The sequence below is a fragment of the Candidatus Eremiobacterota bacterium genome, assembly GCA_031082125.1.
In the GTDB taxonomy this organism is placed as follows: domain Bacteria; phylum Vulcanimicrobiota; class CADAWZ01; order CADAWZ01; family Ess09-12; genus Ess09-12.
In genome coordinates this window covers 106226-132658 of sequence record JAVHLM010000010.1, presented here as the reverse complement: position 1 = coordinate 132658, position 26433 = coordinate 106226, and the positions used below count along the sequence as shown (strand labels likewise).

Annotated in this window: 25 protein-coding genes; 7 read left to right on the top strand and 18 right to left on the bottom strand. The window is 53.6% G+C overall.

What is annotated here, in order from left to right; all coding sequences use genetic code 11:
- Positions 1-54: 54 nt before the first annotated feature.
- From RDV48_13350 to RDV48_13340, 3 genes are read right to left on the bottom strand one after another with little or no spacing between them, the layout of a single operon-like run.
- On the bottom strand, positions 55-690 hold the full coding sequence (locus RDV48_13350) for a response regulator transcription factor (GenBank protein MDQ7823778.1): 636 nt from the start codon (positions 688-690) through the stop codon (positions 55-57).
- Positions 683-2221 carry a PAS domain S-box protein gene (locus RDV48_13345; protein MDQ7823777.1) on the bottom strand — a complete coding sequence of 513 codons (1539 nt, stop codon included), beginning with the start codon at positions 2219-2221 and terminating at the stop codon, positions 683-685. Before RDV48_13345 ends, RDV48_13350 begins: the two co-directional genes overlap by 8 nt.
- 1 nt (position 2222) lies before the next feature.
- Positions 2223-3473, bottom strand: coding sequence for a VWA domain-containing protein (locus tag RDV48_13340; protein MDQ7823776.1), 1251 nt, complete (start codon positions 3471-3473; stop codon positions 2223-2225).
- 169 nt (positions 3474-3642) lie between these two features.
- Between RDV48_13340 and RDV48_13335 the strand changes: the two genes are divergently transcribed.
- A complete protein-coding gene (locus RDV48_13335; GenBank protein ID MDQ7823775.1) occupies positions 3643-5598 on the top strand; it encodes a tetratricopeptide repeat protein in 1956 nt (651 codons plus the stop codon).
- A gap of 111 nt (positions 5599-5709) precedes the next feature.
- Here the strand turns inward: RDV48_13335 and RDV48_13330 are convergent, their stop codons facing one another.
- Entirely contained in the window at positions 5710-7515 is a 1806-nt protein-coding gene (locus tag RDV48_13330) for a hypothetical protein (protein MDQ7823774.1), read from the bottom strand.
- A 380-nt stretch (positions 7516-7895) separates the two neighbouring features.
- Between RDV48_13330 and RDV48_13325 the strand changes: the two genes are divergently transcribed.
- Positions 7896-9875: a tetratricopeptide repeat protein gene (locus tag RDV48_13325; GenBank protein ID MDQ7823773.1), complete on the top strand. Its 1980-nt coding sequence runs from the start codon at positions 7896-7898 to the stop codon at positions 9873-9875.
- A gap of 29 nt (positions 9876-9904) precedes the next feature.
- Here the strand turns inward: RDV48_13325 and RDV48_13320 are convergent, their stop codons facing one another.
- From RDV48_13320 to RDV48_13260, 13 genes are all read right to left on the bottom strand, one after another.
- Positions 9905-10858, bottom strand: a complete 954-nt coding sequence (locus RDV48_13320; protein MDQ7823772.1) for a MerR family transcriptional regulator — start codon at positions 10856-10858, stop codon at positions 9905-9907.
- A 2-nt stretch (positions 10859-10860) separates the two neighbouring features.
- A complete protein-coding gene (locus RDV48_13315; protein MDQ7823771.1) occupies positions 10861-11238 on the bottom strand; it encodes a hypothetical protein in 378 nt (125 codons plus the stop codon).
- Between the two features lie 42 nt (positions 11239-11280).
- Positions 11281-11796 carry a hypothetical protein gene (locus RDV48_13310; GenBank protein ID MDQ7823770.1) on the bottom strand — a complete coding sequence of 172 codons (516 nt, stop codon included), beginning with the start codon at positions 11794-11796 and terminating at the stop codon, positions 11281-11283.
- A gap of 17 nt (positions 11797-11813) precedes the next feature.
- Positions 11814-12011, bottom strand: coding sequence for a hypothetical protein (locus RDV48_13305; GenBank protein MDQ7823769.1), 198 nt, complete (start codon positions 12009-12011; stop codon positions 11814-11816).
- A 53-nt stretch (positions 12012-12064) separates the two neighbouring features.
- Positions 12065-13351, bottom strand: coding sequence for a tetratricopeptide repeat protein (locus tag RDV48_13300; GenBank protein MDQ7823768.1), 1287 nt, complete (start codon positions 13349-13351; stop codon positions 12065-12067).
- A gap of 28 nt (positions 13352-13379) precedes the next feature.
- Positions 13380-14609, bottom strand: coding sequence for a TlpA disulfide reductase family protein (locus tag RDV48_13295; protein MDQ7823767.1), 1230 nt, complete (start codon positions 14607-14609; stop codon positions 13380-13382).
- 87 nt (positions 14610-14696) lie between these two features.
- Positions 14697-15674: a 2-hydroxyacyl-CoA dehydratase gene (locus tag RDV48_13290; GenBank protein MDQ7823766.1), complete on the bottom strand. Its 978-nt coding sequence runs from the start codon at positions 15672-15674 to the stop codon at positions 14697-14699.
- A gap of 34 nt (positions 15675-15708) precedes the next feature.
- Positions 15709-16515: a FliA/WhiG family RNA polymerase sigma factor gene (locus tag RDV48_13285; protein MDQ7823765.1), complete on the bottom strand. Its 807-nt coding sequence runs from the start codon at positions 16513-16515 to the stop codon at positions 15709-15711.
- Between the two features lie 52 nt (positions 16516-16567).
- Positions 16568-16861 (bottom strand): rod-binding protein, encoded by a 294-nt coding sequence (locus tag RDV48_13280; GenBank protein ID MDQ7823764.1) that lies wholly within the window; start codon positions 16859-16861, stop codon positions 16568-16570.
- 96 nt (positions 16862-16957) lie between these two features.
- A complete protein-coding gene (gene flgG, locus RDV48_13275; protein ID MDQ7823763.1) occupies positions 16958-17722 on the bottom strand; it encodes a flagellar basal-body rod protein FlgG in 765 nt (254 codons plus the stop codon).
- A gap of 31 nt (positions 17723-17753) precedes the next feature.
- Positions 17754-18539 (bottom strand): flagellar hook-basal body complex protein, encoded by a 786-nt coding sequence (locus RDV48_13270; GenBank protein MDQ7823762.1) that lies wholly within the window; start codon positions 18537-18539, stop codon positions 17754-17756.
- Between the two features lie 50 nt (positions 18540-18589).
- Positions 18590-18907 carry an EscU/YscU/HrcU family type III secretion system export apparatus switch protein gene (locus tag RDV48_13265; GenBank protein ID MDQ7823761.1) on the bottom strand — a complete coding sequence of 106 codons (318 nt, stop codon included), beginning with the start codon at positions 18905-18907 and terminating at the stop codon, positions 18590-18592.
- Between the two features lie 35 nt (positions 18908-18942).
- The gene (locus tag RDV48_13260) at positions 18943-20277 is read right to left on the bottom strand and encodes a hypothetical protein (GenBank protein ID MDQ7823760.1); all 1335 of its coding nucleotides are present in this window, start codon (positions 20275-20277) and stop codon (positions 18943-18945) included.
- Between the two features lie 190 nt (positions 20278-20467).
- Between RDV48_13260 and RDV48_13255 the strand changes: the two genes are divergently transcribed.
- The 5 genes from RDV48_13255 (at position 20468) to RDV48_13235 (ending at position 25373) form a co-directional block, all read left to right on the top strand.
- Entirely contained in the window at positions 20468-21823 is a 1356-nt protein-coding gene (locus tag RDV48_13255; protein ID MDQ7823759.1) for an HD domain-containing protein, read from the top strand.
- 143 nt (positions 21824-21966) lie between these two features.
- On the top strand, positions 21967-22500 hold the full coding sequence (locus RDV48_13250) for a hypothetical protein (GenBank protein ID MDQ7823758.1): 534 nt from the start codon (positions 21967-21969) through the stop codon (positions 22498-22500).
- A 107-nt stretch (positions 22501-22607) separates the two neighbouring features.
- Positions 22608-24143, top strand: coding sequence for an HD-GYP domain-containing protein (locus tag RDV48_13245; protein MDQ7823757.1), 1536 nt, complete (start codon positions 22608-22610; stop codon positions 24141-24143).
- A gap of 67 nt (positions 24144-24210) precedes the next feature.
- Positions 24211-24921, top strand: a complete 711-nt coding sequence (locus RDV48_13240) for a MotA/TolQ/ExbB proton channel family protein (GenBank protein MDQ7823756.1) — start codon at positions 24211-24213, stop codon at positions 24919-24921.
- Positions 24922-24959: 38 nt separating this feature from the next.
- Complete coding sequence (locus tag RDV48_13235) at positions 24960-25373, top strand: biopolymer transporter ExbD (GenBank protein MDQ7823755.1); 414 nt, start codon at positions 24960-24962, stop codon at positions 25371-25373.
- Between the two features lie 61 nt (positions 25374-25434).
- Here RDV48_13235 and rsmA read toward each other — a convergent pair whose 3' ends face one another.
- Complete coding sequence (gene rsmA, locus RDV48_13230) at positions 25435-26289, bottom strand: 16S rRNA (adenine(1518)-N(6)/adenine(1519)-N(6))-dimethyltransferase RsmA (GenBank protein MDQ7823754.1); 855 nt, start codon at positions 26287-26289, stop codon at positions 25435-25437.
- Positions 26290-26433: the final 144 nt, after the last annotated feature.

The window sequence follows — 26433 nt, the reverse complement described above, 5'->3', positions numbered from 1 at the left end:
CCCCCCGGCGAGAAGATTCACACGATACGAGCGTCATCCTTCACCTGTATCACTTCATTCACAGCTGATCCTGTGGGCCAGGACATAGCGGATAATATCGGCATTATTCTTGAGATGCAGCTTTTCCAGTATACGGAAGCGGTAAGTGTTGATCGTCTTTACGCTCAGGCCGAGCTCTGCCGCTATATTCTTGGGCTTCTTGCCCTCTGCTATCTCGCACATGATCTGAAACTCGCGGCGGGAGAGATCTTCATGATCAGGCTTCCTGGACCCCGCTTCAATCTCACCGGCAATTATCTCTGCCACGGTTGGGCTTATGTAACGCCCGCCGGAGGCGACTTTCTCCACGGCCTTCAGCAGCTCCTCGGGAGCGCTTTCCTTGGTCAGATAGCCTGTCGCCCCGGCCTTGAGAGCCCTCACGGCAAACATCTCCTCGGGAAGAATGCTGAGAATCAGCACCGGGCACCGGGGGCAGGTCTCCCTTATCTGGCTCAGCACATTGAGGCCGTCAATATCCGGGAGAGAGATATCAAGCAGCACCACGTCATATCGGTGAGCGGTCACCTTCTCCATGGCCTCGGAGCCTTTTGAGGCCTCGTCCAGCTTCACGCCGCCCGGCAGGTCGGCCAGTATCTGCATCATGCCTTTTCTCACGACGGGATGATCATCAACTATCAGGATTTCAAGCATTCTTCTCCCCCTCTTTCAGGTAAGGGATCCTTATCCTTATTTTTGTGCCCTGCCCGGATTTCCCTTCAATGTGAAAAGTTCCCCCCATGGAAGCCACACGCTCCCTTGCTCCTATTATTCCCAATGAAGAGGAGCCGGAAATTTCTTTCCTTTTAATCCCCCTGCCGTCATCTTCTATGACAAGGGTAAGAAATTCCCTTGTTTTTTTCAGGGCGATGGTGACTTCCGAAGCGCCCGAATGGCGGGCCACGTTGGTGAGGGCTTCCTGGCATATCCTGAAGATCGCCACTGAAAGATCCTTTCCCGGAATTATCATTCCCGGGCTCACCTTGAGGCGGCAGCCTATGGAAGTGCGCTTCTGGAAATCCTCGGCAAGCCATTCTATGGCGGCGACCATGCCCAGAACATCAAGTATCTGGGGGCGCAGCAGCGTGGTGATACGCTTGACGGTGTCAATGGCTGAGAGGATCATTCCCTGCATGCCCTCAATCTTGTCACTGTAAATGGCATCGGCGCCTTTAAGCCTGCTTCCAAGCCACGCCACATCGAACTTGAGAGCCGTGAGAACCTGTCCAAGCTCATCATGTACTTCCCGCGCAATGAGCTTCCTCTCTTCCTCCCTTGCCGCCTCGAGACGGGATGAAAGGGAGCGGAGGGCTTCATTTGCCCTCTTGATATCGCGGGTACGATCCCGGACTCTCTCTTCAAGTGAGGAGCGGGCCTTGAGAAGGGCCTGCTCGGCTTGCTTGCGCGCGGTGATATCCCTGTTGCTGGCCCTTCTGCCCATTAAAATCCCGCTCCTGCTGAACATGGGCTGGCAGTAATGGCTCAGCCACACCACAGACCCGTCCTTCCTCACCACCCTGAAGTCAATGTTGTGGATCTTGCTGTACTCTCTGAGCTCAAGGTTCAGATGGTCCAGGTAACGCTTGCGGTCATCAGGATGGATCACCTCAATGAGAAGCTCGGGCCTCTCATTGAAATCAGCCACATCATAGCCCGTGATGCGCTCACATGACGGAGACAGATAAAGGTAAGAGCCCTCCGGGTCGCTCATGGTCTCAAAATCATAGGTGAAATCGGCGATGGTGCGGAACATCTCCGCGCTTGTGAGGAGGGCTCTCTCCCTGCCCTTGAGCATTGCAATATTGGTGCCCATCAAGAAAAGGCTCCCTGGAGATCCCTCACTCTTCCCGTAAACCGTGACATCGCAGAGCACAGGGGTCTCATGGCCGTTGATATGAAGGACTTCCAGCTCGCAACTGCCTGCCGCTCCCTCGATAAAAGCTCTCCTGAGAGCCTCACGGGCTTTTGCCGCCTTGCTGAAATACCTGGCAAAATCTGTGCCGATGAGGGCTTCCCTCTGGAAGCCCGTCATTTCTTCGGCGGTCCTGTTTGCCTCAATGATTATTCCCCGGCAGTCGGTGTGAAGAAAAAGCCCGGGGCTTGCCTCCATGAGGTGGCGGTAAAAGGAAGCCTCCCATGAAGGCTCCTCATGGGAGGATTTTTTGCACCTCGCCTTGTGCTCCATGTCACTTGATGGTAATCCCTTTTTTTTCAGCCTGGACCTTGATGAAGCCCGTCACTTTCGCATCAAAGGACGAGAGGCCGCCGCCCTTCTTTCTGCTCTGCTCATCCATATACTTTTCGCGATCCTTTGAGAGCTCGACGATCTTCTTCTTTATCTCATCGCGCTTCTCTGCCTGCTCTTTCACGTACGATTCCCTTTCCTTCTCGTCCAGCTTCTGGAGCTCCTCGGGAAGCTCGGCAAGCTCCATCTTGTCGAGCTTTACCTCCTTGTTCTTGACGGCGTCCACAAGGTCGCCGCGGTCCACAAAGCTGCTCTTGGCGCTGAACTCGGCACGCTCGGCCTGCATCGAGGGAGCGAGTGACTCGCTCTTGCTCTGCCGCGTAATCACCCCTGCCCGCCTCTCGCTGCTCCCATAGGGGATAAGGGTCGTGCCAAGCTCCGCATTGAGGTCGGCAAGCTCCTTATCCATCGGCGTGTCGATAGTCACCATCCCTCCCGTCTGCTCAATAGCTGCATACTGGCCGCTCCCGCGAGAAGCGATGTCCTTCCAGTAAGTGGTCGTTTCGCCTATGTTCCCGCACTGAATCGTGTTGATGATGATATCCTTCTGCCGGGCCTCCGTGCAGAGCTTCCTGTAGTTATGGCCGTCCTGGTAATCCATGTGGGGAGGATAATCGCCCACCAGAAAAATCATCTTGAGGACCTTGTCACCGCTGCTCCACTGAATCTCCTTTATTGCATCATTGAGAGCCTTGCTGACATGCTCGGGGCCGTCGCCGCCGCCTTCGGCCTTGAAGCTCATAAGATTTTCATAGGTCTTGTCCATGCTGTCGGTGAGGGAGAAGACCTTGGTGACATACTGGTCACCATTGTCGCGGTAGGCCACAAGCCCCATCCGCACAATGGGCTTTGGCTCCGCCTGGAGAATGTAATTGGCGATGGTCCATATCTTTTTCTTTGCACCGGCGATAAGGCCGCCCATGCTTCCCGTGGTGTCCACGACAAAAACAACCTCCACGCGGGGCACATTGGCCAGGTTCCCGGTGTACGGAGTCTCCTCCTGATTTGCTGATTTCTGAATGGCTCCCGTCTGATCCTGAGGTGTCTGGGCGGTGCCTGGTGAGCGCACCACAGAGATGCTGCCCGACATGGGAGTGCTTGTGCCTTGTTGAACAGCCGGTGGCGCTTTCTGAGTGCAGGATACAAGGACCGCGAGAAGAGCGCACAGGATAATCCCCCTGGTGAGTTTCATAAGTTCCCCTCCCTTTGATTTGTTCACTACTCCATAGTATTACTTTCCGGTGAAAAATTCCCTTTTATACCAGTAAACCTGAAGGCACCTTCGGCCCCTCTGAAAGGAAATACTGCCCGGGGAAAAGAACTCTATGTGAACACTTGGCCGTGAAGAGGTGATAATTCTGTTGAAGCTCACTGTCCGGTGGCTCTGGGCCTTTCTTTTTCTTGTGATGGTCGCTTGCAGCTGCAACGACGCAAAGCAGAATGCGAAGATCCATTATGAGCAGGGACTTGCCAGTAAAAAAGAGGGGAACGTCAAGAAGGCCACCGAGGAGTTCTATAGCGCAATCAGGCTTAACCCGGGCTTCATTCAGGCTCACAGGGAATACCAGGACCTCATGCTCCAGAGGGGCAGGAAAACTGAGCTTGTAGAGTTTTACCGCAAGCAGACGCGGGATAACCCGAGAAACCCGGCATACTTTTACCTCGAGGGGAGGCTCCTTGACAGCTCCAAAGAACGTATAGGAAGCTATCAAGAGGCACTCTCGATAGATCCCAATTATCTGTGGGCTCTTGATGCCATCGGCCTCGAGTACCTCAAGCAGGGCACCATCGAAAATGCCATAAAGCAGATGAAGAAGGTTATCGAGATAGATTCCGAATTTGCCCCCGTTCACCTGAGCCTCTGCAGAGCCTTTCTTGTGAAAGGTAACTATGATGCCGCTTACAGCGAGATAAGAAAGTTTCTCGAGCTTGAGCCCGGCTCGGCCCAGGGCAATGAGCTCCTGGGTCAGGTGATGTGGAAGAGAAAGCAGCCCCAGAAAGCCATTGAGGCTTACCAGAAAGCCCTTGAGCTTTACCCTGAAAGGATGCAGCCTCTTATTGACACTGCCCTGATCTACCATGAGCAGAAAAACCATGAAAAAGCACTGGAGATCCTCCGCGATGTGAGAAAGCGGACTCCGCAGAACCCGGCCCTCCCTCTGCTCTTTGCCTCCATTTACAAGGAGCAGGGCAGGAATGACGAGGCCCGAGCTGAAACCCTCAGGGCTCTGGAGCAGAAACCTGACAGCCTCGAGGCTGAAGAGCTTCTGGGAGAGCTGCTTCTTGCTTCAGGAGCTTATGAAGAGGCGAAGGAAGCCTTCAGCAAGGTGCTCTCGAGAAACCCGCGAAAAACAGGAGCCCTCACAGGTATGGCTGAAGTATCGCTTCTGGAAGGTGACATGGCAAGAGCCCTCTCCCTTCTCAAAAGCGCCCTGGCCATCGACGGGAGGCTTGCAGAAGCTCTCAGGATGAAGGCAGATATCCTGGCCGGCCGGGGAAACCTCCAGGAGGCTCTGGGCGATTACAGGGCGGTGCTGAAGACCGACGAACAGACAGCCCGTGACCACTTTGAAGCGGGCCTCCTGCTCTGGCAGCTGAAAGAGATAAAGGCTGCCCGGGAAGAAATGGCAGCCGCAATGCACCAGGAGCCGGACAACATTGACTTCATCGTGTTCACCGGCCTCACAGGGGAGGTGAAGAATCTCTCCCATGACGCCGCCAGGTTTCTCCGGGAGCTCTCCCAGGAGACGGCCCTCACAAAAATATCACAGCTCTATACGATAGCCTCCTTAACGGCCGAGGGGAAGAATGATGCCGCCCTCTCTCTGCTCTCCCGGATACCGGAGAACCAGAAAAACACCTCCCTGGCCTTCTTTCTCGCCTCAAAGGCCTCCTACGGGAAAAAGAAAAATTCCGACGCCCTCCTCTCGGCAGAGAAAGCTTTTGCCCTCAAGGACAGCAGGGAGCGCACGGTAAGGCTCCTTGCACTCTCCATGATTTACCGCATAGAGGAAGAGGGGAAAAAGCATCCCACCGGAGGGGAGATAACCGATCTGGTCGAAGGGAACCGCCACTACCTTTTGAGGGCAAAGATGAATTATGAGGCGGCAAGGCTCTATGCACTGATGCCGATGGAGAAAGAGAGCCTCCTGTATCTCAGGAAAGCCTTCAACGAAGGGTTCCGTAACAAAACCCTCATTACGGGCGACAAGGCTTTCGCTTCTCTCAGGAAAAACAAGGAATTCCAGGATCTGTTCAAGGAACGGAGCCTCGAGAACAAAGCCCCGGCGAAATCTTCCAGGGGAGAGAAAAAATGAATGACAGGATTCCTGCAATGATCGTGGCAGGCAGCAAAGGGTATTCCCTGTAAAGAAGGCTGAAAAGAAAAAAGGGGAGCCCGCGCGGGCTCCCCTTTTATTTATGCCTGCCTATCCTTTGGGCCCCTGAGCCTCTCTTGATGGCGAGTTGTTGAGCATCATGACCAGAACGTTCTCGAACTGTCCGCTTGTATCTCCCTTGATGGCATTCTCGAGGGACTGGCCGTAAGTCTGCTGATAGACCTGCTTGATAAGGTCAATCTGCTCCCTGTTCCTCCCGGAGAGAATATTGACGATGGTCTGCTCATCAGTGCCCCATCCATCAACGGCCTTGTGAATAGCCGCCGCATCGGCGCGGGCCTCGCCCTCGTTCGGAGCCCCGTTGCTGCGCCTGCCCTGGCAGAGAGCAATGAGGGTGTTCTCATACCAGCCGCTCGTATCACCTTTAATATCATCTTCGAGGGAATGGCCGTAGAGTGACTGGTACTCTTCCTTGACAGCCTGTATCTGGGCGTTGCTCCTGCTTGAGAGGACCGAAGAGAGGACCTGCTCGTTGGTCCCCCACCCTGCCATGGCTTCGTGGAGCGCCACAGCATCGGCACGGGCGGCTCCCCTGTCAACGGGGGGCTGCCCAGTCTGCTGCGTCGTCGCAGGGCTGGCATTCGGCGTCTGGTTGGGCGTCTGATTCGGCGTCTGATTCGGCGTCTGATTCGGCGTCTGATTCGGCGTCTGGTTCGGCGTCTGATTCGGCGTCTGATTCGGCGTCTGATTCGGCGTCTGATTCGGCGTCTGGTTGGGCGTCTGGTTGGGCGTCTGGTTGGGCGTCACGCCTGTACCCTGCGTTCTCCCGGAAGGCGCATTGTTGATGATGCTGATGAGGGCATTTTCAAAATGACCGCTCGTATCGCCCTTGATGGCTTGTTCAAGGGACTCGCCGTAGGCCTGCTGATAGACCTGCTTGATGAGCTCTATCTGCTCCTTGTTCCTATGGGCAAGGATGTTGATAATTGCCTGCTCATCAGTGCCCCAGCCTTTCACGGCTTTATATATCCCTGCAGCATCGGCACGGGCTTCTGACTCGTTGGGGGCCCTGTTGCCCTTGTTGCCCTCGCTGAGGGCGAGGAGCGTCGTCTCGTACCATCCACTCGTGTCACCCTTGATATCTTTTTCAAGGGGGTGGCCGAACATTGACTGGTATTCCTGTTTTATGGCGGCAATCTGGGCATCGTTCCTGCTCGAAAGGATGGACGTGAGAACATGCTCATCGGTCCCCATGCCCTCCATCGCGTTATGGAGCGCCACGGCATCGGCACGGGCAGCTCCCCTGTCAACGCCCTGGGTGCCCTGGGTCTGCTGGGTGCCCTGAGTGCCCTGGGTCTGCTGGGTGCCCTGGTTTCCCTGATAGGAGGGAGGTGGCGTCGATGGGAAATTCTGCTGTCCCATGAGCTGCCTCATCTGCTCCCAGGGAAGCTGATTCTGCTGGAGAAGCATGGCCATCAGCTGCTGCTGCATCTGCGCCTGCTGCTGCATCATGAAGCACATCATGATCGTCATGTTGCTCTGCTGCTGCTGCATCTGCAGATACTGCATGATGGAGGGATCCAAGTAAGCAAAGGTATTTGATGAAGGCATCCCTGCCATGAGCCCGCCCATTGTGGAACCTGGAGGCATCCCCTCAAAGAGCCCGCCGGGGAAGGGCACTCCGTAGCGGAGCTGCTGGATATGGCCCAGGCACCCGTTATAAAAGCCCTGCATGCTCATGACCTCGGCAAGGCTGGGCTGAGGCATGGGCATGTAAGCCCCTTCCAGGGCCGACTGCCTCATCATCATCCTCTGCTGGTACGCCATCATCTCGGGCGACCCCACCTGGAATCCGAGGTTCACTCCCACATTGAAGTTCATCGGGTAACTGCTCATTATCTCTGCCTCCTTATCTCTTTAGCTCTTTCAATTCAGTTTTTACTGTCAACACTTTCTACCGTCAACTTTATTATAATATATATATGAAGAAAATGCAAGAGGTTTTCAGGGCAAAATAGTTCTTTTAACATATTTTTAACATTCTCTTCCCTTTCCCTGCATCTGCCCGGACAGACCGAACTGAAACATTTCCTGCCTTAGATCTTTCCCCGCTGTGCTTCTGCCGGGTGAAGGCCGTGATACAGCCAGAACGGAGACAGCCTTGAAGAAGGATTAAAAAGATACCTCAACGAATGTTATTTCAGGCCATTTCTGTAAATGGACCTCCGGCACAGAGGCAGGGGCGCAAAGAAAAACCTTTCTGAAGGGGGAAACCTATGTCCAAGGCTCACAGCAACGAATTCACCGAGAAATCTGACACCGGAACCCTGGAGGAATCAAAGGATCCGGAGATTCACTATAACTCAGGCGTCAAGCATGCCCAGCGGGGTGAATGGGGGCTCGCAAGCAAGGCGTTGAAAAAAGCCATCGATCTTGACCCTCATCACTCAAATGCACGCTATATGCTCGGCATTGCTTACCTTTCCATAGGAAAGCTTGCTGAAGCCGTGGAGATTTACCAGCAGGCCATCGAGTTTGATCATGCCGATGTCTCGGCCTACAACAACCTTGGGCTCATTCTTGCCAGGCAGGGGAAGTACAACGAGAGCATAGATGTCCTCAGAAAGGCCATCGAGATTGATCCGGATTACAGCCAGGCCCATTATCACCTGGGGCTCATTTACTCAAAACTGGGCAAGATAGACGAGGCTGTCAGCGAGTACAAAACAGACCTCCAGATAAACAGCAGGGATGTATATGCCCACAACAACCTGGGCCTCCTTTATGCGCAGCGGGGAGACCTTGAAGAGGCAATGACGGAGTTCCGGCTTGCCATCGAGATAGACCAGAACGATCTCTATGCCCACAACAATCTGGGCAAGGTCCTTGAAAAACTGGGAAACATCGAGGAAGCCGAGGTGGAGTTCCGCCAGGCTCTGGAGATCAATCCCAACGATATTTACGCCCGCAACAATCTTGGAAGGGTTCTTGCCAAGCAGAGCAGGTGGAATGAGGCGCTGGAGCAGTTCAACGGGATCATCGAATACAACCCGAAAGACGCCGTTGCCCACCATAACCTTGGAATGGTCTATGCGCAGCTTGCACAGTGGGAGAAGGCAATTGACGAGTTTCACAAGGCCCTTGAGATCAATCCGATGGATACCTATGCCAGAAACAACCTGGGCAGGGCTTATCTTACCATTGACAAGCTCGATCTGGCCGAGACGGAATTCAGGGTATCCCTTTCCATTGATCCCAGGGATATTTACGCCCACAACAACCTGGGGCTCTGCCTTATAAGGATGGGGCGGATCCGGGAGGCAATAACCCAGTTCAGGCGCACTGTCGAGCTTCAGCCCCAGGATATTCTTGCCCTCAACAACCTGGGATTCGCCCTCTGCTCGATGGGGAACCTTTCAGAGGCAATCGAGCACTTCGCGCGGGTTCTCTTCATTGATAACCATGATACCTATGCTCTTAACAATCTGGGACTCTGTTACGCGAGGACCGGCCAGATAGACAAGGCAATACATCATTATGAAAAATCACTCACCATAAATCCCCGGGACCTTTTTACCTATAACAACCTTGGGCTGGCCTATATTTCCATAAATGACACGGCAAAAGCAATCGAGGTGTTCAGGAGAGCCCTCGAGATTGATCCCCAGGATGCCTATACCTACAACAACCTGGGCCTTGCCTTCACCTATCAGAATCAGCTGGAAAAGGCCCAGGAGGCTTTTGAGAAATCAATCCAGCTTGATCCCAATGATATTTACTCCCATAATAATCTCGGCATAGTCTATGCCCGGCAGAGAAAGATAGAAGGGGCCGTGGAGATGTGGAAGAAGGCCATAGCCCTCAACAGCCGCTATGCTGAAGCACATTTCAACCTGGGCCTTGCTTACTCGGAGCTGGGGAATCTGGAGTCGGCCATTCTGGAGTACCAGGCCGCCATAGAGATAGATCCCAACCTGCTCCCCGCACAGGGGAACCTGGGACTTCTCCACGTAAAGACCGGCGAGATTGATAATGCAAAGGTGCAGCTTGAAATCGCCCTCGACCTGGCAAAGCGCCAGGGAAAGGCAAAATACCAGGCCATGATAGAAAAGGAACTGGAGAACCTCACGGAGCATCCCAGGACACAGCCGGCGAAAAAGGGCAGAAAAACCCCTGAAAAGCCGCCGCAGGCCACTACCGAGGACAAGGTGAAGACCGCACCGAAAAAGAAAAAGAAGCCCTCTTCAAAGAAATAACCGCGGGGCTTCGAGGCGTGCTTTTCAGGTCAGCGCGCGAGACCGATGAGAACCTTCTTTTTTTCCGCTATCTCTTCCAGGCTGCTGAGGATGTTATGGGCAGTCCGTGCTTTCCCAAGTGCCGCAATGAGGATCTCCCTTCTCTTTGAAGAGATGTTCTCCTTTATCTCGTGAATGGAATCGAGATAAAGCTCGATCCCCTTTAGCATGAGTCCGTTCATCTCGGTAGAAAGGGTATCCTGAGGGGCTTTCTCCTGATAAGCACACTTGAGCTTCTCCAGGTTCGCTATCACCTCGTTGAGCCACTCCTCAACCTCTGCCCTGTTGTATCTCCCCAGGATGACACGGCCGCAGAGCTTCTGCAGAAACCTGAGAAGGTCCATCTTCTCGGCCCGGTGCTTCATTATCTCGTTGTCGCGGGCCTTCTTGAAAAAATCCACGACACCCTCCCGGATATCGGAATCAAGATCGAGAAGATACTCCTCCACATACTTGCCCGCCTCGTCGGATCGGAGCCATGAGCTGAGCATTCTCTCCAGGTACAGCTTCAAGGCATCGAGAAGAGTCTTTTCGGAAACCTCGCTTGTTGAGGCAGAGAGAAACTCCTTCCAGGCGATTTTGGACTCTGAACCGAGAAGGGCCTCGAGGTAAGCATGGGCCATCTCACGCTTTTCATCCTTTCCCGTGACATCAATGAGCACATCAAGCTCCTTGCTCTTTTCCTCAATGAAGAGCTTCTTGATCTGCTTGAGGGAAAATCCCCTGTTCTTGAGCTGAAATATCCTTTTGAGCTCATCGATAACCCGGGCGGGATAGAATTTAATCCTCTTGTCTCCCTGGGGATAGGGATTCTTTACCGGTTTAGAGATGATCTCAAGGGAGAGATAATATTTGAAGGTCCGCTCATCAATCTCAATGGCAAGCTCCTTTGAGAGATCAAGGACCTCTTCCATGGTATAGAAGTCTTTTTCTTCAATGTTCATCGCTACCCCGCCACGAACTCACTGAGCCACTGCTTGTTCTGCTCAATGATGTACTCTATCGAGCTGAGGATGTCATTGGCTTCCTCTGCATTCATCACGCCAATTCTGAGATGCTCGACGTCACCGTCCTCAAAGAAGGTAAAGAACTCTCCGATGGCGCTTTCAAAAAGGTCAAGGGCCTCCAGCATGAATTCCCTGATGGTTTCCGTCCCGGGAGGGGAAGGATTCTGATACTCGGCACGGATTGATAACACATTTTCTATCACCGCGTGGAGGCTGTTTTCTATCTCGCTTCCTTCGAACTTCACTCCTGCAGCCAGGTAATCAGCCAGATTCCTGAGGAACGTGAGGAGATCCATCCTGTCATCACCGAATGTCATATTGCCCCAACTCCTTCTGATAATCTTCGACTCCCGTCTTCATCACTCGCGGAAGAAGGGAGAATCATCGAGCTTTTCTTCCCTCCTTGGCACCAGCTTCCTCTGCACGAGCTTTTCAATGTTCTCGCCTATGCGGCTGTAAAATTTGTAAAGCTCGTCAAGGCTCTGGTTGGACACTTTCCCTTTCGAGAGGACTTTTTCTTCAAGCTCTTCACCGCTGGTCTGATCAAGGAGGAGAAGAATAGCCTCTTCGGGCGAGATGCCGCCTGTTGCCATTCCACGCAGCAATTCCTGCTGCTGCAGCATCTTGTATTTTATCAGGTTGCTCTGGAATCGCTGCGATATGATATCGCTCACCACGAGCTTGAGCTGATCCTCCTTTATGGGCGCCTTCCCCTCTTTTTCCATCATTTCCTTTATCTTGGTGATGGGTGTTCTTTGCGGACGGGACTCGTCCATGTCGGGGAAGCTCTGGTACTTTATGTACCTGATGCTGGAGAGGAGGTGATCATAGAGGGGGAGGTTTCCCGCTGCTGAGAGACTATCCTTTTTTTCCATGGTCATTCAGTTCCTTATCAAGATTTATCGCCGGGGGAGCGCCCCTTCCCCTGATCTTCTTCTTTCAGCACCGCATTATCAAGAAGAACCAGGCTCAGCTTGTGAAGGTCCTCGAAAATCATTGTCTGTGCCGTCAAGCCGCATTTTTTCACCCCATGGGCGAAATAGGGACACTCTGTGAAACATTCCTTTTTCTTGAAGGGACAAAATGGCATGATTACACCTTTCCCAAATATTTGACAGTCTCCCTCACTATTCCTCTCACATCCTATCGTGAGGGAGAGGGAAGAGCCTTTGGAAGCGATGGCGCCATAGGCTCGGAAGGTACTGCCGGCGGGGTTCCCTGAACCGCGCCGGGCTTTACCCCCGGCGACCCGCCCGGTGAAAAGGGCGGTACCCCTGACGGCATAACATCAGGTGAAGCCGGCGCTCCTGAAGGCATAACGCCCGGCGAGGCTGGCGCCCCTGAAGGAGCAGTGCCCGGCTTCACGGAGGGCTCAGCTTCAGGCTTCATCTTCGCGATAATCGGCGCCAGCATATTGAGGCGCTCCTGAATCCCCTTCAACATGCCCTTGTCATTCAGCACGTTCGTCACGTATATCTTGGACACTTCAAAGGATCCCTGGGCTTTCCGGTAATCCTTCTTCACCACGTAAATATCTCCCTGAAGCACCAGTATCTCCACGGTGAGCTTCACCAGGTTGCCCTTCATCACCGGGTCGTTCACCATGCCGAGCTTTGCCTGCGAGATCTCGAGGGCATCTTTGAGGAGCCCGAGGGATTTTTCGCTGTCCTTCTGGCCGAAATAAGCCCTTGCAAGGTAATAGAGCACATTGTAATTTCCCTGGTCCTTTTTGAGAACTGCCTCTCCTATCACTATGGCATTCTTGTTGTCACCTGATTTCACATAGGCATCGCAGAGCTTTTCCATGAGCACAAGCGTATCCCTGTCGTCAAGGTTGACTGCCGGTGTTCCGTCATTCTCAAGCTTGCCCTGGCTCTTCAGGAGACTTTTCAGCACCGTGAGCGCTTCCTTGTGCTTGCCGGTGCTCAGGTAGATATCGGCAAGGTTTGTCGCGGCAAACACGTAGTTCCTGTCAACGTCAAGGGCTTTCCTGTAGTACTCCTCTGCGCTCTTTGAATACTCATCGAGCCTGGTTTTGTCCTCGGGGGCCATGGCGCTTCCCGAATCCTTTGCGAGGATCTCAAAGACTCCCTCCTGGTAGGCATAGGCAAGGTTGCTCAGGCTTACGGCATCATTGGGCTTTTCCTGGACCCGCTCCTTCCAGTACCTGACATTCTCGCCTATTTTGTCCACCTTCTGCACGTCAGGTGACTTCTTCTCCTTCTCGGCCTCATTAAGCTGATTCACATAGAATATGGCACCAAAACCTATGCAGGTGGAGGCAAAGGCAATGACCAGAGCCCAGGTGACGAGGCTCTTATTACGCTGGAACCAGTCTCCAGACTGCTTGAGCGATTTCGAATCGGCCTTTTTTGCTCTCGCTTTCCTCTTTGCCACAGATTCAGATTCGTTGCTTCTTCCAGTAGCCATTGCAAACTCCCTTCATGCGCTGTCGCGATCATTTCACTCCCAATTTCTGCACCACTTTTGTAATTACCTCTTCATCCTGCACTCCCAGAAAATCCCCTGCCACGGTGCCGTCCCTGCTGACTATCACAACCCTTGGCACGGCATCGACGCCATAGTTCTTTGAAACACTCCCTGCGGTATCATAAAGGTCAGTGAAGGTAATCCCATGGAGCGCGCGGAACTTCTCGCGCGCCGTCCTGTCGGCCTCTTCATTGATGCCGAGCACCACGATCCCTTCTGCCTTGCCCTTGTTCTGGATATTCTGCATTATTTTCATATCCTTTATACAGGACTTGCACCATGAATCCCAGAAATCCAGGATCAGCACCTTGCCTTTCAGGGAGGCGATGCTCACCTTCTTCCCCGAGGCATCCTCCAGCGTGAAGGGGGGGGCTTTTTTCCCCGTGAGGTCAACCCTTGCGGCCTTCCCTCTCTCCTCATCCTCTGAGACTATCTCCACTCCATCAGGGGGCTTCCAGGCAAATTTCTCATCAGGAATCCCCTTGTCAGCCTCCACGACCTTCATGGTCTCCGTCGAAACGAGCAGCACCTCAGATTCCGGATCCTTCTGCCCCGGCGACGGCGAGGGAACAATTGCCTCCCCTATCAGAGAAGCCTTGGTGACTGTTATCATGTTTTTCCAGATGAAGAGATCGTGCACCCCGATCCAGAGGGTCTGCTTTTCACCGGTAGGGAGAGTGATATCGATGACATGACACTCCGTGGTGCCGATTTTTTCGCGCTTCTTCCGGATCTCTGACGATTTGATCCCTTTTGCGGGAAGCTTCCCGTCCAGAAGGTATGTCTCAAGTATCACATGGGATGGCTTGATGAGACCTCCACCCCCGACTTTCTCGTAAAAAAGAGAGATGCTACCGGGAGCGGCTCCTGTATGGCATTTGTTGAGGGAGCTCACAAAGAGATAGAAGAGCTTGCTGTCGCAGGCCGCTACCGCAGAAACCTGGCCCGAATTCGAGGTGAAGAGGATCCTGTTGGGCTTCCGGTACCACATTTCCGTTTCCGTGGTGCTCACCTTGCCTTCATCAAGGTTATTCACCACTTCGGCAGTGGAGACCTCGTGGAAGTCCGCCACCTGGGAATACTTTGTCTTCACCATGTTCAGCAGTTCCTCGGGGGTCCTCCTTTTCTCGCAGCCGCAGAAAAAAACCACCATTGCAAGGGCAATGCCAAAAAAAATAATGCCTGTCCTGCTTTTCATTCTCTCCCTCTCTCCTGTCAACAGGCCGATTGAGGCGCCTTTTCTCTGGAAGAAGTTATGGTACATTCTTCCTTTTTATGAAAATTCCTACCTGAGCATTTCAAGGAAACTTTCAAGGCGCACTTTTGTCCGCTCGTCAAGCCCTCCAGGCCTGTCCCCTTCAAGCAGAAGGAGAGGGACCCTGAGCTTTTCACGCAGCAGTAAATGTTCCATCTGGTGGTGGCAGAATGACTGGGTATAGTGGATGATCCCCCAGAGGCCCCTTGCCGCCGTCTCCCTCCTGATATCATCTATTCTTTCAGGCAGGCCGTAAGGATAGGTATACTCCAGGAACCTCTCAACGAGATTTTCCTTCAGGCCGGGCATGGAAAACTGCCGCTGCACCTCGTTGAAGATCACCTTCGCCCCCTTTTCCTCAAGGAAATCATAAAAATCGGAAAAAATAGGCGGCACCCCGACAAAGCCCAGAGGCACCATGGAAAAGTCGCTCTTTCTCTCCGAGGCCTCTGCGATAAACTCATCAAGACGCTTCTCATAACTATCGGGCTCACCTTGAAAATCACTGGAAGAGACCAGGTAAAGATGATTTTCCAGGCCGGTAACCTTCCCCTCCTTCCAGCAGAGCTCATCAACCCTGTGGACTTTCCTGCGTATTGCATCAAGCCTTGTTCTCCAGGCTTCAAGGGCGTCCTTTTCAGAGGGAAAGCGGGCGGTGAGCTTTTCCATCTCCCTCTCCAGGTGATGACGGTCCCTGTCGAAGGGGAAAGAAAAAGGTATCACCTCCCTGCCTTCGTCCCTGAGGATTTCCAGGAGGGGAAGGGTGTTGCTGCAGTCCCCTTCAACGACGGCCACGACAGTCTCGATATCCTGCCGCTCGCAGAGGATTCCGTATATGCCTTTTATCCAGCTGCAGAGAGTTCTTGGAAGTCCTCTGAACTCGGCACGCTCTATCAGCTCGAGAGGGTTCTGACGGGTAATGAAGATATTGTTCAAATCAACGGGCACATGGCCCGAGGCGAAGAGCAGCTCAACAGGGATGGTGGTGGTGATGCCGATTAAAGCCATAATGATTGTTGTGTGGGCGCACCAGGGGCCGGCTTCAGATATGCTGGTCGTAGCTGTGAACAGTCTCCTCCCTTTGCCCCTCCCTGAAGCCTTCCATGGAGAGCTGTTCCCTGAGCCTTCTCACCGCGCGGCTGTGGATCTGCGAGATCCTCTGCTTGGAAACTCCCATTATCTGGGCAATCTTGTCAAAGGGAACGCCATCAAAATAGTGCATCTGGATAAGGGTCCGCTCCCGCTCGGAAAGCTCCTCAACGCTGCGCCGCAGTATCTCGCGCTGCTCAATGAACTCGATCTCTATCGAGGGATCGGTGCCGTCCTTGTCCTCTATGATATCAAGAATGCTTGCCTCGTCATCGTCGCTTGTGGGGAAGGGCTGATCAAGCGAGAGCAAGTAAACACAGCCAAGATCGGTGATGAGCTCATAAACTTCCGAGGTGCTCATTTTGAGCTCTTCGGCAAGCTCCTCCTCGGTGCCGGGCCTCCCGTAGAGCACTGAAAACTTCTCCATGGCGCGCTGAAGAGCCCTTGCCTTCCCCCTGGTGCGCTCAGGCATCCAGTCCAGGGCGCGGAGGCCATTATAAATAGCACCCCGAACGACAGGAGTGGCGTAAGTTTCAAACTTCACTCCCCGTCCGGGGTCAAACTGCTCCACGGCCCGCATGAGGCCAAAAGTGCCGTCGCTTATGAGGTCGTCAAGATCAACACCCGGCCTGAGCTTCTTGATGATGCTTACTGCAATCTGCCTCACCAGGGGGAGATAGGAGGCAATAAGCGTCTCCTTGGCCCCGAGATCAGCCTGGGATTTGAACTTTCCCCACAGCTCAGCAACGTCTACCGGCATGCATAAACCTCCATAAGGAGAAGAAACTACCGGCAGCCATGCTCCCTTTCGCTCACATGATATCCTTCATCTGCTGATAGAGAATATTGGCCATACCGATTCCGCCCGAAGCCGCCATTGACTTGGAGATCTCCTCGTACATGAGATCCTCATACATATCCTTGTCTTTTCCCTCTTCACCTTCGGCCTTTGGTATGGATTTTTTCATCTCCTTCAGAATCTGGGACAGGAAAAGAGACTCGAACTGCTGGCAGGCATCCTTCAGCTTCGACTCCTCCTGCTTCTTGGAAGGGGTGACATCAGCTGCATCCTTAATCGGTTGGGGTGTAATACCCTCGATCTGCATCTTCCCCTACCTCCTTTATTAGTCAAGATATCCCCGTTTTCCTTCCGCTCCCTCACACCAATGGGCAACTTTTTCACCCTGGGCTGTCCCTCATGGTTATTTCTGGAGCTGGTTGGCCATTCTCACCATTTCATCGGAAGCCTGAACGCCCTTCTGGTTCATTTCATAGGCGCGCTGGGCCTGCACGATACTGATCATCTCCTCGATGACATTCACGTTGGCTTTTTCAAGGTGGCCCTGGGCAAGCGTACCCAGCCCTTCCTTGCCGGGCGTGCCCTTGAACATGTCACCGGCAATGGGCGTCCTGTCATAGAGGTTGCTCCCCATCGACTTGAGGCCCGCAGGGTTCAGGAAGCGCACCAGGGTGAGATGGCCTATCACCTTGGGCTCTGTCGAGCTTATGGGCGTTCCCTTGATGGTGCCGTCAGATTCTATCACAAGGTTGGAGACATCCTTGGGAATCTGCACGCCCAGTGAGTAGCCGGCACCGGTGAGGAGATTCCCCTGGCCGTCCATTTTGAAGGCGCCGTCCCTGGTATAGGCCTTCTTGTTGTTGGGAAGGGTCACTTCAAAAAAGCCCTGGCCCTGTACGGCCACGTCAAGGTCACGGCCCGTCTGAAGTAAGCTCCCGTCGGTGAAGATCTGCTGCGTCGCCGAGGCTCTCACGCCCATACCGATCTGGGTGCCCACCGTCGCGTCGGTGCCGGGATCCTGGGTGTGGGAGTAGAGAAGATCCTGGAAATCCAGGCGGGATTTTTTGTACCCCGTCGTCTGAATGTTCGCCAGGTTATTGGCAATATTGTCAATATTCATCTGCTGGGCAGACATTCCTGACGCTGCTGTGTAAAGCCCTCTTAACATATGGTTCACCCTCCTTGTTGATTTATAAAACTTACCGAACCTTACCGGTCTCGTTCACCGTCTTCTGGATCATCTTGTCTTCCGCCTGGAGGGTCTTCTGGTTCGCCTCGTAGGCCCTCATGATGGTCATGAGCTCAATCATCGACTGCACGGCATTGACATTTGCCATCTCCAGGAAGCCCTGCTTCACATGAGAGTTCGTGGCAATCCTGCCGCCGGCATTCGCCTGGAAGTTGTTGTCACCGGAGTGCATGAGGCCCCTGTTGGCCATCTTGTCGTTGAACTCGGTGACAAGAAGCTTGTCAACCTCTTTCCCGTCAACCTTGATCATCCCCTCGTTGGTCACCCCTACGCTCGAGCCCCCGAGCTGTATCTTCCCCTTGTGGCCCATCACGAACGAGCCATCCTGGGTGCACAGGTAACCCTGGTTGTCGATGCGGAAGGAGCCGCCCCTCGAAAAGGCCAGGCCCTTATCCGTCTTGATGGTGAAGAAGCCTCTCCCGTCGTCATCAAGGGCAAGGTCCAGGGTGTTGCCGGTGTTCTTCAGGGAGCCCTGCGAAAAAGAGGTCAGCGTGCGCTGGTAGAGCATCCCGTCTGACTCAACACCGATGCCGGCCTGCTGGTACTCGCTGCTCTTCTTGGTGGGACTGGGGTTGAAGGTCATCTCCTTCTCCATCACCTCGCTGAAGGACGAGAAGGTCATGTTCTCCCTCCTGTAGCCCGTGGTGCCCACGTTGGCCAGGTTGTTGAGTATGACGTCCTGCTTCTGGTTCATCGCCTGCATTCCTAACGTCGCCTTTTTTATTCCATCATACATATGCCGCACCTCCATTAATACTCTTTAATCCCTTGCGGGAATTAATTCCTTTACCCTTCGCCCTCTTCCGGGCTCTCTTCCTCGACTGTCCCTGTATCCCTCCTTAACCAGGCCTCGTTGAGCTCGGTCACGAAGGCTTCTATCTCGGCGACAAGACTGTATATCTTATTCGGTACCGCCTGCGGTGCCGTCCCGCCCAGGAGCCTCCGTATCTCTTCCTCATCCTTGACAATCTCTACTTCGGATTCTCTGGCTCTTTCTATTATCGCGTCGGCTTCTTCTCCCTCGCCGTACGCGAGGACACTCAGGGTTCCATCCTCCTCTCTCCTTACTGCCAAGGCCTTTCTCTCATTATTCTGTCCTTCCATTTTCTCTACCTGTCATCTTGCATCAGGTTATTTCTCTAACCGCTGATATTGACTCTTTCCATTTTTTCAAACTCCCCGGCTGCCTCGGTAAAAGAAACCAGAGGATCGTCTTCCTTCACGTAGCACCTGGTTTTCCCCGGTGCGTAAGGGATCCTCTTCAGGTTCTCCATAAGGGCCGGCACATATCTCTCAACAAAGGCGCACACTTCCTCGCTTCCTGTACCGACATCCATATATATTATACCATGAACTATCTCCACCTGGAAATAGAGGGCCCCAAGATGCTCCGTAACCACGGAGAACTCAAGCCTGGCATTGTCCTCATCGACCTTTTTCTCGTTGTAATAATCGGTGGTGTAATATATCTTCACCTCGGCGGTGACCTCTCTCTCATCGAGCCTGAGAGGAACCTGCATATAGTAATAGGGCGCCTCGTTACTTTTTTTCGCGCCGTTGATGAGCTGCTGCGCGGCGATATTCTCCTCAAGCTGGCCCATAAGGGCGAGGAGCTTCATAAGGGCCGCTTCCTCTTCGCTCATCTCCTCCTGTGAGAGCTTTCCTCTCACGGCGGCGAGCATCTTGAGCAGATCCCACTCATCTTCGCTTCCCCATCCCGGCCCGAGCATCTCGATGCCTACCTGGCGGGCCATATTCTTCGATGCCTTGGAGTTCTTCGCCCTGGGCTTGCTCTTCCCGTCTATGATGTACTCGCCCAGAAGCCCCGATGCCGCCGAGAGAATCTCCACCATCTCACGGGAGACCCTGCCCGACTTTCCCCCGGTGAGCTTCCTGAACTCCTGCTGCACCTCGAAAAGCTGGGCCCCTATGAGGGGATGGGTGGTGATGAAGTTGGAGAGGGTGGTGATATTCTGCGGAGTAAAGGGAAGGGAGCTCATCTTGAGAAAGGAGGCTGACTGCATGTCCGTTGAAAGGGTTTTGGGCAGCTGTGAAAAGGCTTCATTGAACTCCTTGAGGTTCTCCGAGGTGAGGGGTATGCCATTTTCCAGCATACCTTTGGCAAGTGTCACATTTTTCTCCGTGACGGGGAGCTTCATGGCCGCCATGGTGCTCATGAGGTCGTCTTCCGTCATGGGGGTGAAAGACTGGGCCCTCAGCAGCTGAAGGTTAAGAGTCCCCTGCGAGTCCTTGCCTTTCACCTGGACCTGGAACTGCGCTCCCACATCGACAGGCAGATTTCCCTCGGCCTGGAGCACATTGTTGCCGAGCCGGAGCGTCATCTGGTTTCCCGTCTTTGCCAGCACCTGGCCGTTGAGGACCCTTCCCATCGCGAGGTTAAGGCCGCTCTGGGGCTGCACCTGGAAGGGCATCGGGGTAAAACTCACAGGAGCCGGCATGTTCGGCAGCTGCATTGGCAGATTCCCTCACAACTCATAATAGAAAAAGCCCGTTAATCCTCAGTCTCATTATAAAAGAGGGCTGTTACCAATATATTAACAGTTTGTTTCCAACTTGTTAACATTTTTGATTTTTCCCATGGCACAGGAGTTTCTTGAGAGACAGTCCTTGCGAACCATTACCATGAGAGGAGCAGAATGGAATTTGTGGAATAGTGAGAGATGCGACAAGTCTTATGGAAGGCTTACAGGACTGATGGGCGGAAAACTCCATGACGGCGTGCAGAGAAGGCTCTTCAGAAGCTCCATTGCAGGGCTGATAAGCGCTCTCCTTATCATTTACATAGTGTGGGGGAAAAGCCTGTCCTACGGGAACGGGTCACAGGAACAATTTTTCAGCACAGGCCACGGAATCTTTATTCTTCTTTCCGTTATCACAAGCTTCTGGGTTCTTGACATGCCCCGTTACGGCAGGATAGTCATGCTCACCCCCGTCCTCTATGCCGCCCTTCTTCTCTACGGCCCCCTGTGGTGCCAGCTGCTCATCACCATTTCCGGCGCCGCCAAGTTTCTCTCTTGCCGGGCACTGAAAAGAAAAGTGCCGAAAGAGGAGGAAAGAGAGCTGTTTTTCCTCTTTATCTGTTTCGGAACAGGCGGGCTGATCTACCGGGCCCTCATTGACAGGCCCTTTTCAAAACTCCTTGATGTGCATACCGTCCTTGTCCTTATTCTCACTGCCCTTATCATATTATTACTGAATCATATCCTCACCTTCATCGAGAGAAAAATCAATACAGGCATAAATTTGAGGTACCTGCTGAAAATCAATCTAGGGAACATAAAAGTCCATCTCGCGATGCTTGTGCCGGTGGGACTGCTCGTTGCCACCGTGTATCTCATCGATCCCAAGGCCCTTCTCCTCCTCGCCCCCGTGTACCTCATGTACGCCTCCATAAAGAATTATTCCGAGATTTCGCGGGAGGCCCGCGCAGCCATAGAAGATCTTGCCCTTGCCTACGAGAGCCGCGATCCCTTTTCCAGGAGCCATTCCCTCAATGTGGCCCAGATCGCCGGGGAAATCGCCCGGGAGATGTTCCTGGAGGAAGAGGAGATAGAAAAGATCATTTCGGCGGGAAAGCTCCATGACATCGGTAAAATCGGAATTGCCGACGAGATCCTGGAGAAGGGGAAGCTGGAACAGCTCAGTTTTGAAGAATACGAGGAGATCAGAAAGCACCCCGAGACGGGCTTCAAGGTTGCCTACCAGCTCAAGTGGTATGAAGATGAAGCCAAGCTCATCTATTCCCACCACGAGTGGTTTGACGGGTCGGGATACCCCGAGGGGAAACGGGGAGAGGAGATCCTCATCGGCTCAAGAATTCTTGCCGTTGCCGAGGCTTTTGACTCAATGGCCTCGCCGCGATCCTACCGCGACCCTATCCCGCTTCCTGTCATACTTGACGAACTGAGAAAAAAAAGGGGAACCCAGTTTGATCCCCAGGTCGTCGATGCGTTTCTTGCCATCGTAAAGAGACAGGGACAGGCTGCTGTTCCGCAGTAGCAGTCCCCGTCTCTTGAGGATATGGCGATAAGTTAGCAAATTGTTAACAAAGAGGGAGACGATTTCTGATTGACCTCCCGGGCAGGTTTATGGTATAAAGAGAACGGGATATCTTTCTACTTCATCGTGGAGGGCAGAGCGCCATGGCAATTCAGCAGGTCGGAAATTCCATGCCACCTCTTTTCCCGGAAAAAGGGCTCCGGGCTTTACCCGGACCGCAATCGTCCGGTGATGCCTCACCTCCCCCTGCGGAAGATTCCACCTCGATATCGAGCGGCGAGAGAGGAAATGACCCTCCCCCTGCCCAGAGTGCACAGAGCACAGCGGACACTGAAGGCCCTGACAACTATCCCAGTTACGGCGACAAGAGCGACGCCTCTGCCCGGCAGGGAGGGAAGCCAAAGCCTGAAACTCCTGCTGAGCCTGCAATAGAAAACAGCGGGGAAGAATATTACATTGCCTGCGGCGCAGGCGGCACAAGCACGAAAAAAGAGCCCCAGGCGAGGGGAAACGCTACCGCAGAAGGCCCCGACAACTATCCCAACTATGGCGATAAGGCCAAGCCGGCTGATACACTGCTCACTGCAGGCTGCCAGGGCTTGATGAACGGGATAGGGAACCTTCCCATCACCCTGGGACCCGACAACTATCCGGGCTATGGCGACAAGCCGCATTAAAGCCCGTTTCACCATGCAAGAGTTTAAAAGCGCTTTTCTGAGCGCTTTTAATATATCCCGATCCCTGCTTGATGTTAAGTCCGCATGCCAGTGACAGGTGAAAGTTCATGCAAGAAGAGCTCTCCTGGCAGGAGAAGATTGTTTATCCACTTTTAATTGCCCTTGGGACTGTTCTTCTCATCTATGCCACGCCGATGGCGCCATGGAGAGTGCCCTGGAGCATGCCCTGTGCCCTCGCGGCCGCTTCAGACGCTCATGCACTGCTTTCCCCTGCTTTCCTCAAGACCCTGCGTATCTTTCTGAACCTTCATACCCTGCTCCTCAACAGGGAGACTTTCATCTTCACCCTGATCTTCGCCGCGCTCTGCTTTCTGCTCCACCTTAAAAAAATGGCGCTCCGCATCCTGAAGACGCCGCTTCGCAAAAAGACCAGGGGGGGGAGCGTCAAGTGGATTATGGATGAAATCATTCTCTATGCCGCCCTTTTCCTGAAAGGAGTGGGCGTCGCCGCGTGGGTAATCGCCCTTGCCTCATTCTCCTTCCAGGTCTATCTCCTTCACTCGGCAATCAAGAAGCGGATCAAGAAAGGCAAGCGCTTCATAATCATCGAGAAGAAGAGGAAAATCAGCGACAAGTTCAGGAAAGGGAAACCATTCCCCCTCGGCCAGGTCCTCTACGGCTTCACAAGCCCCTTTAACAGGGTCACCATGATTGTCCCGGCAGGCATTCTTTATGAATGCATAAACAGGGGAAGCCCCCTTGGCTCCTGGACCAACATAGCGGCCGTGCTTGCGATGTTCTTTGTCTATTTCACCATCGCGACATTTATAAGCGCCCTTACCATCATGCTCAGGGAGAGGCGCCCCAGAAGATATTTTCCCGTCATCTGGTGGGAGATGTATTCCGATCCCTCGATCTATATCTTCATGCTCTGCCCCCTGGGGCTTCTTTTTGCCCTCATTTACCAGCGCGAGCCCCTGGCGCTCGTTCTGATCCTGGTGCCCCTCTACGCTATGCACCGCGCCATGAAGAACATAGAGAGAATAATTGAAGACTGCGAGCAGTTCATCATTTCACTCGCCAACGCGCTGGATGCAAGAGACCATTATACTTACGGCCATTCTGACCGGGTTGCAAGATACTCCAAGACCATTGCCAAAGAGATGGGACTCTCACCGCAGAAAGTGGAGGCAATCGAGAGGGCCGGCCAGATTCATGATCTCGGGAAAATCGGCATACCGGACGCCATCCTCAGGAAGCAGGGAAAGCTTGACGACAATGAATATGCCATCATGAAAGGCCATGCCCTTGCGATCAAGGACTTGTTCGAAGGCAAGAAGAAGCTCCTGGAAAAAATACCGGTGGAGCTTGCCTATTCCCATCATGAGCGCTTTGACGGCAAGGGCTATGCCTATGGAAAAAGAGGAGACGAGATTCCCCTGGGCGCCAGGATCCTCAGCATCGCCGACACCTTTGACGCCCTTACCACCGACAGGCCTTACAGAAAAGGCATGAATCCCGAAAAGGCCCTCTCCTGCATCAAGGATGCGAGCGGGACTCAATTTGATCCCTCCGTGGTAGAGGTCTTTGCCAGGCTCTTTGCCAGGGGGGACATTGCCGAGGTCCTGGAAAAAAAACAATAATAATTGAAGGTGATTATCACCTGACAGAGAAACCATTATTCATTTCAGGGTGAAAGGAGAGAAGCACTTGGAAGACCAGAACCCAATCGGAGCAATATTCAGAATAATCAATGAAGGCGGCATGACGATGTACGCCATCGTCACGTGTTCTGTCGTTCTCCTTGGCCTCGTGATAGAGAGGTTCTACTTCTTCTGGAAAATGGGCCTCGACTACGAGTGGATGCTGATGCAGATGGCCTATTTCATAGAAAACAAGCAGATCCCCGAGGCCATCCATTTCTGCAGGCAGATCTCCGGGAGCCTCGCACGCGTCTTTGAAACAGGGCTTCTCAGGGCAGGCAAGCCCCGCCAGGAGATAGAGGAGGCCATGAACTCAACGATTTCGGAAGAGATTCTGGGCTTCGACAAAAACCTCTCTTATGTGGGAACCCTTGCAGTCATCGCGCCCTTTATCGGTCTCCTGGGCACTGTGCTCGGCATCATGAGAGCATTTGCCGATATAGCCCTTAAAGGCGCCACAGGCCCGGCAGTCGTCGCCAAGGGCGTGGCAGAAGCCCTCACCGCCACGGCGGCAGGCCTCTACGTGGCCATCCCCGCATCGGTATTTTTCAACTATTTCAAGAACCGCGTGAAAACCACCCAGCAGCAGATGCGGTTTTCCGGGTCCCGCCTTGCGGAGATGCTGGTTCTTGCCGATGCCGATGAGCCTCTTCCCGAAGACCTGAGGCCCTCGGTGGTCATGGAAAAGACCGCTGCCAAGGGAAGGCATGAAAAATAACATCCCCCTGGGTTGACAGGGAAAGGAGGTAATCTCCCATGGCTATGGGTGGCGGCGAATCCGAAGAGGATACCATGAGCTCCATCAATATCACCCCTCTTACAGACTGTATCATGGTGCTTCTCATTATCTTCATGATTGCAAGCACGGCAATGTCGCAGACTGGATTCAACATCCAGCTTCCCCGAGTCAGCACCAAGGAAGAAGCGCCTCCCTCGCAGATTGTCCTCTCTGTGTCCAAGGCGGGAGATTACTTCGTAGGCGCCAACAAGGTGGCAACCAACAACCTTGAGGCATACCTGAAGAAGCTTGCCGCCACCAAGCATACGAACCGTATCATTATCAATGGAGATTCCGACGTGCCTTACGGCAAGGTAATCTCTGCCATGGACTGCGCCAAGAAGTCCGGGCTCACCTCAATCGCCCTTGCCACCAAGCTGAAAGGAGAATGACTGTTTCTGTTGCCTCCCGGTAATGGAACTGTAACATTCCCGTAACCTTGTCCCGCTATACTTATTCATGAGTTTTCCCGCCTCTCTCCAGCAGGCAGGCGAGCCTGTCGAAATCCGCCAGGGCAAGGGTCTCAGGGCGGGCCATGGGATCGATGCCGCAGGAGCGAAGCACTTCTGAGAGAATCCTATCACCCGGGACAGGCTGAATCCCTTTGAGGGAATTCTTGATCCCCTTCCTCCTCTGGGCAAAAGCCCTCCGTATGATGCTGAAGAGGAGCCGGGGCGAGGAGTCTGCGGGCGGGGTCTCCCTGATGGTGAGACCTATAAGTGAGGAGTCGACTTCAGGGGGAGGCGTGAAGGCAGCGGCAGGTATATGAATAAGCAGGGATGGCACGGCATGATACTCGACGAAAAACGTGAAGGACCCCCTGTCGCGGGAACCGCCGGGAGCGCAGATCCTCTCTGCAAGCTCCCTCTGAATGGTGAGATAAATATGGGAAAAGAGGCCCTGGTGCTCCAGGAGCTTTTCGATGAGGGGAGTTGAAATGTAATAAGGTATATTGGCCAGAACCTTCCAGGGTCCCCGGCAGAGTGCAGGGAGCGCAGAAAAATCAAAGGCCAGGATATCAGTGAAAAAGAGGGCGAGCCTTCCCCGTGCGCCTTGCTCGAGGCGCCGGAGCTCCGGCTCGAAGCGCCTGTCGAGCTCTACCGCTGCAACCCTCGCCGCGGCACCAAGGAGGTGTTTCGTGAGGTTTCCCGGCCCCGGCCCTATCTCAAGAATACTGTCATCGGAACCCAGCGATGCCGCCTTTACAATGCTCTCAAGGAAATACGGGTCTGTGAGGAGGTGCTGGCCGAGCCTCTTTTGCAGGGCAATCCTGCCAGGGGGAGAATTCCGGCGGTGTTCTCTGGGCATGATGGTAAGACTTCTCTTCCCGGCCGGGGAGCCCTGCCGGAGGCGAAAAGGAGATGATGAGAGGACTTTTCTCATTGAATGAAAATTATTATAATATTAATAAGGTCACTTGCCGTCTTCACAGTGAACGAAGCCTGTATTTGA

What these genes read in the sequence shown, in the direction of transcription:
- RDV48_13350 (MDQ7823778.1), bottom strand. Translation starts at nt 690, where the DNA reads ATGCTTGAAATCCTGATAGTTGATGATCATCCCGTCGTGAGAAAAGGC.
- RDV48_13345 (MDQ7823777.1), bottom strand. Translation starts at nt 2,221, where the DNA reads ATGGAGCACAAGGCGAGGTGCAAAAAATCCTCCCATGAGGAGCCTTCA.
- RDV48_13340 (MDQ7823776.1), bottom strand. Translation starts at nt 3,473, where the DNA reads ATGAAACTCACCAGGGGGATTATCCTGTGCGCTCTTCTCGCGGTCCTT.
- RDV48_13330 (MDQ7823774.1), bottom strand. Translation starts at nt 7,515, where the DNA reads ATGAGCAGTTACCCGATGAACTTCAATGTGGGAGTGAACCTCGGATTC.
- RDV48_13325 (MDQ7823773.1), top strand. Translation starts at nt 7,896, where the DNA reads ATGTCCAAGGCTCACAGCAACGAATTCACCGAGAAATCTGACACCGGA.
- RDV48_13320 (MDQ7823772.1), bottom strand. Translation starts at nt 10,858, where the DNA reads ATGAACATTGAAGAAAAAGACTTCTATACCATGGAAGAGGTCCTTGAT.
- RDV48_13315 (MDQ7823771.1), bottom strand. Translation starts at nt 11,238, where the DNA reads ATGACATTCGGTGATGACAGGATGGATCTCCTCACGTTCCTCAGGAAT.
- RDV48_13310 (MDQ7823770.1), bottom strand. Translation starts at nt 11,796, where the DNA reads ATGGAAAAAAAGGATAGTCTCTCAGCAGCGGGAAACCTCCCCCTCTAT.
- RDV48_13305 (MDQ7823769.1), bottom strand. Translation starts at nt 12,011, where the DNA reads ATGCCATTTTGTCCCTTCAAGAAAAAGGAATGTTTCACAGAGTGTCCC.
- RDV48_13300 (MDQ7823768.1), bottom strand. Translation starts at nt 13,351, where the DNA reads ATGGCTACTGGAAGAAGCAACGAATCTGAATCTGTGGCAAAGAGGAAA.
- RDV48_13295 (MDQ7823767.1), bottom strand. Translation starts at nt 14,609, where the DNA reads ATGAAAAGCAGGACAGGCATTATTTTTTTTGGCATTGCCCTTGCAATG.
- RDV48_13290 (MDQ7823766.1), bottom strand. Translation starts at nt 15,674, where the DNA reads ATGGCTTTAATCGGCATCACCACCACCATCCCTGTTGAGCTGCTCTTC.
- RDV48_13285 (MDQ7823765.1), bottom strand. Translation starts at nt 16,515, where the DNA reads ATGCCGGTAGACGTTGCTGAGCTGTGGGGAAAGTTCAAATCCCAGGCT.
- RDV48_13280 (MDQ7823764.1), bottom strand. Translation starts at nt 16,861, where the DNA reads ATGCAGATCGAGGGTATTACACCCCAACCGATTAAGGATGCAGCTGAT.
- flgG (MDQ7823763.1), bottom strand. Translation starts at nt 17,722, where the DNA reads ATGTTAAGAGGGCTTTACACAGCAGCGTCAGGAATGTCTGCCCAGCAG.
- RDV48_13270 (MDQ7823762.1), bottom strand. Translation starts at nt 18,539, where the DNA reads ATGTATGATGGAATAAAAAAGGCGACGTTAGGAATGCAGGCGATGAAC.
- RDV48_13265 (MDQ7823761.1), bottom strand. Translation starts at nt 18,907, where the DNA reads ATGGAAGGACAGAATAATGAGAGAAAGGCCTTGGCAGTAAGGAGAGAG.
- RDV48_13260 (MDQ7823760.1), bottom strand. Translation starts at nt 20,277, where the DNA reads ATGCAGCTGCCGAACATGCCGGCTCCTGTGAGTTTTACCCCGATGCCC.
- RDV48_13250 (MDQ7823758.1), top strand. Translation starts at nt 21,967, where the DNA reads ATGGCAATTCAGCAGGTCGGAAATTCCATGCCACCTCTTTTCCCGGAA.
- RDV48_13245 (MDQ7823757.1), top strand. Translation starts at nt 22,608, where the DNA reads ATGCAAGAAGAGCTCTCCTGGCAGGAGAAGATTGTTTATCCACTTTTA.
- RDV48_13235 (MDQ7823755.1), top strand. Translation starts at nt 24,960, where the DNA reads ATGGCTATGGGTGGCGGCGAATCCGAAGAGGATACCATGAGCTCCATC.
- rsmA (MDQ7823754.1), bottom strand. Translation starts at nt 26,289, where the DNA reads ATGCCCAGAGAACACCGCCGGAATTCTCCCCCTGGCAGGATTGCCCTG.